This is a genomic window from Micromonospora sp. AB353 (assembly GCF_049538395.1).
GTDB lineage: Bacteria > Actinomycetota > Actinomycetes > Mycobacteriales > Micromonosporaceae > Micromonospora > Micromonospora aurantiaca.
In genome coordinates this window covers 25,260-31,374 of sequence record NZ_JBMVFV010000070.1, presented here as the reverse complement: position 1 = coordinate 31,374, position 6,115 = coordinate 25,260, and the positions used below count along the sequence as shown (strand labels likewise).

Here is a 6,115-nt window from a genome sequence, read left to right as displayed (position 1 = left end):
GTCCAGCCGAGCAGCACCGCGAGGCCCACGACGACGGCGGACGCCCACCGGACGCGGGTCACACACCACCCCGCGTCACCGCCAGCGCCGGCGCGACCCGGCGGCCGGCGCAGGTGCACACCATGGCCTGCTCCTCGGCGGCGGAGGGCCGCAGGTGCCGGTACATGGCGACGACCATCGGGATGAAGACGACGGAGTTGTAGAACAGGTGCAGCTCGACGCGCGGATAGACCACCTGGAGCAGGCTCGTGGGCACCGGGTTGCCGAACAGGAAGTGCCCGGTCTGCGCCTGGATCAGCAGCAGCAGGTGCTCGATGTGATGCCAGAACTGGAGGGCCAGGGCGATCGTCCACCAGGTGCGCGCCTGCCCGGCGAACCCCGGGCGCAGCAGGAACAGACCGACGAGCATGAGCAGCGCGTACGCGTAGTGCATCACCTCGGACGTGACCAGCCAGGGGTAGAACTCACCGAGGACGCCCCGTGCCTGCGGACGGGGCCAGCCGAGCACCCAGATCTGGTACGCCTGAACCAGATGCTCCGCCCAGTGGGCGAGCACGACCACCATGAAGCCCGACAGTGCCACGCGGTGATGACGACCGTTGAGCGCGCCGATGAACCCGTTCGACATGCGGTATCCCCTCGTCGGCGATCACGGAACGTACACGCATCGACGCTAGACGTCATGGGGTGAGCCCTCTTCTCCCAGATTGCTCATCCGGCCGGGGTCATCGCCGCGTGGCGAGAGCGAGGAACCGGTGCGGCGGATCGTCGTAGCCGGTGAGGTGCCATCCGGTGCGGTGCGCGGCGAGGCGCAGGGACGTCTCGGTGAGGGGATCGCCGGGCTGCGTGCCGCAACCGGCGAGATCGGCGCGGCCGGAGGGATGGAAGAGGACGAGCCGGCCGCCGGGGCGGGTGACGCGGGCGAGTTCACGCAGCCCGGCATCGGTGTCGGGCAGGTGCAGGAGCAGGCCGGCGGCGAAGACGGCGTCGACGGCGCAGCCGGGCAGGGGGAGACGGCGGACGTCGGCCAGGGCGAGCGCGGCGTCGGCGGCGTGGGCGCGGGAGCGCGCGACGTCGATCATGGCGGGGGTCAGGTCGACGCCGAGGACGGTGCCGGTGGGTCCGACGGCGTCGCGCAGCGCCGGAAGCGCGCGGCCGGTTCCGCAGCCGACGTCGAGGGCGCTGGCCCCGGCGGGGATGGCGGCCTCGGTGACGGCGGCGGCGTACGCGGCGAGGTCGGCGCCGGAGCCGGTGTCCCAGGTGGCGGCGCGGGCGGCGAAGAAGGCCTGCGTCTCCGTCCGGTACCAGGCGTCGGTGTGGGTGAACCAGGCGCCGATGTGCCGGATGACAGGCCACGCGGGGTCGCCCAGGTCGACCACGATGTCGGCGGCACCGCTCCGGTGGCGGCGTCCGCGTTCGGGGGAGGCGCCGCGCACCCGGATCGTCAGGTGCCAGTGGCCGGTGGGCAGCTGGGCCCGCCAGGCGGGGCCGGCGGCGATGACGACGGAACCGGGGGTGAGTCCGCCCCGCAGGTCGGCGGGGCCGGCGCAGATCGCCCGGCTGAGTCGTATGCGCGGGCGGCCCGCGTCGCGCAGGGCGGCGGCCAGCCGGTCGGCCAGCACCGTCGCGTCGCGCTCGTTTCCCTCGACGAGGACGTAGGCGGTGCCGGCCGGGATCGCGGACGTGACGTGACCGAGCACAGTGGCCCATCGGTCGCGCTGCGGGCCCGTCACCGACGTGCGCCACCGGGCCGCGGACTGCTGCCCACTCATGGACATCTATGATGCAGGTTCGGTCGTCCCCCGGCCAGAGGCACCGTTGTCGCACGGTTCTCACCGGTCCGGCGTCGCAACCGGCGCGCGCCACGACCGCACGGCGGCCGGGCCGCAGTGCCGGTCAACGTTGCAGGATCTCGCCGAGCGCGGCCAGGTACGCCCCGGCCTGCGCCCCGTTGACGAGCCGGTGGTCGTACGCCAGACCCAGGTCCGCCACCGTCCGCTCGCGTACCCCGCCGTCGCCGTCGAGCACGACCTCGCGGTGCACGTCCGGCACCGACAGGGCGCAGGTGACGCCGGGCGGGACGACCGGCCGGGCCACCGTGACACCGGGTGTGTCGTTGAGCGCGACCAGGAAGTTCATGCCGGCCATGTCCTCCTCGCGGAGCCGGCCGCGCAGCGCCTTCATCCGCAGCGCGACCACGGCGTCGGCGAGGTCGCCGAGGTCCAGTCCGGCCGCGTCACGGATCACCGGCAGGAACAGTCCGGTGCCGACGTCCACGGTGAGCCCGATCGACGGCGCCTCCGCGTCGACCACCAGCCCGTCGCCGGTGAGCCGGGCGTAGAGGCCGCCGAACCGCTCGTGCAGCGCGGCCACGGCGGCGATGACGACCTCGGTCAGGCCGACCGTCGCGCCGGTCTCGTCGGCGGCGCGGCGGGCGTACGCGAGCGCTGCCGTCACGTCGACGCGGACGGCGGTGAAGGCCACCGGGATCTCCCGGTGCGAGGTGGACACCACGTCGACGATGCGGCGCTGCGCCGGTGGCAACGGCCGTCCCGGCGGCACGGTCCGCGTCCCCACGGCCTCGACCGGCTCCGGGTACGCCGCAGCGGGCGCGCCCGGCGTATCCACCGACGCGGGCACGGCCGACTCGGGCAGGATCCGGCCGATGGGTGTGCCCGGGACGCAGTCGGCGCCGGCGGCCACGTCCTGACGCAGCACGCCGGCCTGCGTCGCGGCGAGTTCCTCGATCGCCTTGGACGTCTCGACCGCCGCGACCGGCTCGCCGGCCTCGACGGTGGCGCCGTCCGCGACCAGCCATTCCAGCAGCACGTAGCTGTCGTCGTTGGGGTTGAGCCGCGGTACGTCCACCGGGACGCCCGGAGACACGCCGGCCGGATCCGCCGGGGCGGGGTCAGTCCGTCCACCCCGGTCGCCGGCCGCCGTCGTCGGGGCGGGCAGGCGCATAATCCGGTCCAGGATCGCGTCGGTGCCGAGCAGCACCGCCTGCTCCAGGTGCGGCGCGGACGGGATGACCCGGTCGGCGGAGCTGACCAGCTCGACCGGGCCGCGCAGCAGCGGCCACGCCTCGGCGTGCAGGCGGGCGGCGACCTCGCTCCCCCACGTACCGCCCGCAGTGCTCTCCTCGGCGACGATCACGCCGTGCGCGCCGTCGAGCAGGTCGCGCAGGCCGTCCACGTCCACCGGGTAGAGCCGCGCCGGGACCAGCACCTCGACCGGACGTCCCCGCTCGGCGGCCCGCGTGGCGGCGGCTATCGCCCGGTCGGCGACCCCGCCGGGCGCGATGACGAGCGTGGGCGCGCCGGTGGCGTCCGGGTCGTGGACGCGGGCCCAGTTGCCGTCCGCGCCGCGCAGCTCGAAGGCGAGGCGGTCGTCGACGCGGCCGTCCACGTACCGCCGCCGGGTGTAGAGGATCTTGTCCTCGAACAGCATCGCCGGTTCGTCGCGGCGCAGCGCGGCGGCCAGCACGTCGGCCGCGTCGTGCAGCGGGGACAGCTCGTAGAGGGCGAGGTGCGGGATGCCGATGAAGTGCTTCTGCGGGCTCTGGCTGTGCGTCGCGCCGTAGCCGCGCCCGCCGCCGACCGGGCAGCGGATCACCACCCGCATCGGGGTGCGCTCGCCGTACATGGCGACGGACTTGGTGATCAGGTTGAGGATCGGGTCGAAGGCGAGGCCGGCGAAGTCCCCGAACATGATCTCGACGATCACTGTGTCGCCGCACAGCGCCAGGCCACCCGCGACACCGGTGATGCCGTTCTCGCTCAGCGGCGTCGACAGCACCCGGTCCGGGTAGGCGGTGGAGAGTCCCTGGGTCACCTTGAACGCCCCGCCGTACGGGTCGGCGACGTCCTCGCCCAGCAGCCAGGCCCGCTCGTCGGCGGCGAACAACGCGTGCAGGGCCCGGTTGAGGTTGCGGCTGACCCGTTCGGCGCGGCTCACGCCGCCGCTCCGCCCGCGAGCGGCCGGGCCAGCACCTCGGCCGAGACCTCCGCGACCCGCCGCCGGGCCCGCGCGTCGGCGGCCGCGAACCGCTCCGGGTACGCCTCGGCGTACCGCTGGAGCCAGTCGAGGCGGCGCAGCCGGTCGAGTTCGTCGGCGGGCCGGGTGTCGTCGCCCTTGCTGTGCGGGCCGAGCCGGACCGTGTGCTGCACGAGCACGTGCGGCGTCCGGGTGGCGCGGACCCGCTCGACGTGCGGCGCGGCGGCGGCGCGTACCTCGGTGAGGTCGAGCGAGTCGGACTCGCTGACGGTGATGCCGAACCCGGCGACCCGGCCGGCGATGGTGCCGGCGAGTTGCGCGGTGGTCGGGGTGGACTGGGCGATCCGGTTGTGCTCGACCACGACGAGCAGCGGCACCCGCCACAGCGCGGCCATGTTCAGGGCCTCGTAGACAGCGCCCTCACCCCAGGTGCCGTCGCCGATGTACGCCACCACCATCGCGTCCTGCCCGGTGCGGTTGAGGTGCAGTCCCACGCCGACCGCGGCGGGCAGGCTCTCCCCCTGCACACCGGTGGACAGGAACCGGTCCCGGCGCAGGTGCTGGCTGCCGCCGTACCCGTGGCACACCCCGCCCTCGCGGCCGAGCAGTTCCGCCAGCAGGCCCTCCGGGTCGCCGCAGTGCGCCAGGTAGTGCCCGTGGCCGCGGTGGTTGCTGAACACGAAGTCGCCGGTCAGCAGCGGGGCCAGCGCGACCGGGACGTACTCCTGGCCGAGGCAGGTGTGCGTGGTGCCGGCCAGGTGGCCGTCGGCGTACAGGCGCAGCAGGTGCTCCTCGAAGCGGCGGATGAGCAGCCCCGCGTGCAGGTCGGCGTCGTCGAGCGGGGCCGGCGCGGCGCTCACTCCGGCACGCCCCGCTGGGCGAGCAGCGCGCGCAGGTCGGCCACCGACCGCACGGTGCGGATCTCCCGGGGCGTCAGCGAGATCCGGTACGCGTCCTCGACGGCCGCGACGATCTGGAGGTGACGCAGGCTCACCCACGCGGCGGTGGTCGCGGGGCCGGTCTGCGCGTCGACCTGGTCGACGGGCAGTTCCAGCACGTCGGCGACGAGCCGCACCAGCCGGCTGGACATGCTCATACCTCGATGATCGTACAGGCCCAGTGGGTGCCCCGGCCCAACGAGATCAACGCGACCCGGTCGCCGTCGTGCAGCTCACCGGCGTCGAGCAGGCGGCTCAGTCCGAACATCTGATCCGCCGCGCCGAGATGCCCGTACTCGGCCGCCAGTGCCCGGTTGGTCCGCTCCGGCGGCACCTTGTGGGCCTCGGCGAGTGAGGTCATGGCGCGTTCGTTGTCGGCGACCAGGATCAGCCGCGCCAGGTCGGCGACGGTGACGCCGGCCCGCTCGCAGGCGCGTTCGGTGACCCGCACCATCCGCTCGTCGAGGTGGCGGGCGTACTGCGCGAACTGCTCGGGGTCGTAGTCGAAGAACTCCATCACGTGCCACACGTCGCGGGCGGCGGGCGGCTCGGCGCCGGGTGCGAACGGCGCCGCCGCGCCACCGCCGTCGAGCCGGTAGAACCCGGCGTAGCGGCCGTCGGTGGCGGCCTCGGTGACCTGCCAGCGCAGCCGGGGGTGCCCGCGCCGGGCCACTGTGGCCACCGCGCCGTCGGAGAACACCATCGGCTGGGTGTCCATCCGGTTCCAGTACGCCTCGCAGGTCCGGTTGGCGGCCACGACGAGCGCGGTGGCGTACTCCGGGTGGGTGGCGAACTTTCCGGCGACGGTGTCGAGGCTGAGCACGCCGGTGGTGCACGCCTGGGTGAGCAGCACCGCTTCGGCGCCGGCCGCGCCGAGCCGGTACGCCAGGTCGGCGGCGGCGTCCCAGTAGAGGTGTTCGGTCAGGTCGGTGACGGCGAGCACCAGCAGGTCCACGCGTGCGGCGGGCAGGGTGGCGGCGTCCAGGGCGCGGCGGGCGGCCCGCTCGGCGAGGTCGGTCAGACCGATGTCCGGCGCGGCACGGTGCACCCGCCGGTAGCCGTACCCGAGGACGCGGTTGACGTCGTCGGTGTACTGCGCCACCACGTCGGCGACGGGCGCCGGGTCGCCGAGCGCCTCACCGAAGGACACCAGCCCGAAGCTCATGCTCGACCGTCCCGCC

The 6,115-nt window shown here is 74.4% G+C and carries 6 protein-coding genes; all 6 read right to left on the bottom strand.

Features of this window, described 5'->3' with window-relative positions; translation table 11 throughout:
- Nucleotides 1-58: 58 nt before the first annotated feature.
- Complete coding sequence (locus ACPCK6_RS23485) at nucleotides 59-628, bottom strand: hypothetical protein (RefSeq protein WP_423482240.1); 570 nt, start codon at nucleotides 626-628, stop codon at nucleotides 59-61.
- 97 nt (nucleotides 629-725) lie between these two features.
- Nucleotides 726-1,772: a class I SAM-dependent methyltransferase gene (locus ACPCK6_RS23480; RefSeq protein ID WP_423482239.1), complete on the bottom strand. Its 1,047-nt coding sequence runs from the start codon at nucleotides 1,770-1,772 to the stop codon at nucleotides 726-728.
- A 124-nt stretch (nucleotides 1,773-1,896) separates the two neighbouring features.
- Nucleotides 1,897-3,957 carry a 2-oxo acid dehydrogenase subunit E2 gene (locus ACPCK6_RS23475; RefSeq protein ID WP_423482238.1) on the bottom strand — a complete coding sequence of 687 codons (2,061 nt, stop codon included), beginning with the start codon at nucleotides 3,955-3,957 and terminating at the stop codon, nucleotides 1,897-1,899.
- Entirely contained in the window at nucleotides 3,954-4,856 is a 903-nt protein-coding gene (locus ACPCK6_RS23470; RefSeq protein WP_396881443.1) for a thiamine pyrophosphate-dependent dehydrogenase E1 component subunit alpha, read from the bottom strand. Before ACPCK6_RS23470 ends, ACPCK6_RS23475 begins: the two co-directional genes overlap by 4 nt.
- Nucleotides 4,853-5,092 carry an acyl carrier protein gene (locus tag ACPCK6_RS23465; RefSeq protein ID WP_018786864.1) on the bottom strand — a complete coding sequence of 80 codons (240 nt, stop codon included), beginning with the start codon at nucleotides 5,090-5,092 and terminating at the stop codon, nucleotides 4,853-4,855. The genes ACPCK6_RS23470 and ACPCK6_RS23465 overlap by 4 nt, the downstream gene beginning before the upstream one ends.
- Nucleotides 5,089-6,099, bottom strand: a complete 1,011-nt coding sequence (locus tag ACPCK6_RS23460) for a 3-oxoacyl-ACP synthase III family protein (RefSeq protein ID WP_423482237.1) — start codon at nucleotides 6,097-6,099, stop codon at nucleotides 5,089-5,091. The genes ACPCK6_RS23465 and ACPCK6_RS23460 overlap by 4 nt, the downstream gene beginning before the upstream one ends.
- Between the last annotated feature and the right edge of the window lie 16 nt (nucleotides 6,100-6,115).

Bases quoted from the DNA above. Each gene is read 5' to 3' on its own strand.
- ACPCK6_RS23485 (WP_423482240.1), bottom strand. From the start codon at position 628: ATGTCGAACGGGTTCATCGGCGCGCTCAACGGTCGTCATCACCGCGTG.
- ACPCK6_RS23460 (WP_423482237.1), bottom strand. From the start codon at position 6,099: ATGAGCTTCGGGCTGGTGTCCTTCGGTGAGGCGCTCGGCGACCCGGCG.
- ACPCK6_RS23465 (WP_018786864.1), bottom strand. From the start codon at position 5,092: ATGAGCATGTCCAGCCGGCTGGTGCGGCTCGTCGCCGACGTGCTGGAA.
- ACPCK6_RS23480 (WP_423482239.1), bottom strand. From the start codon at position 1,772: ATGAGTGGGCAGCAGTCCGCGGCCCGGTGGCGCACGTCGGTGACGGGC.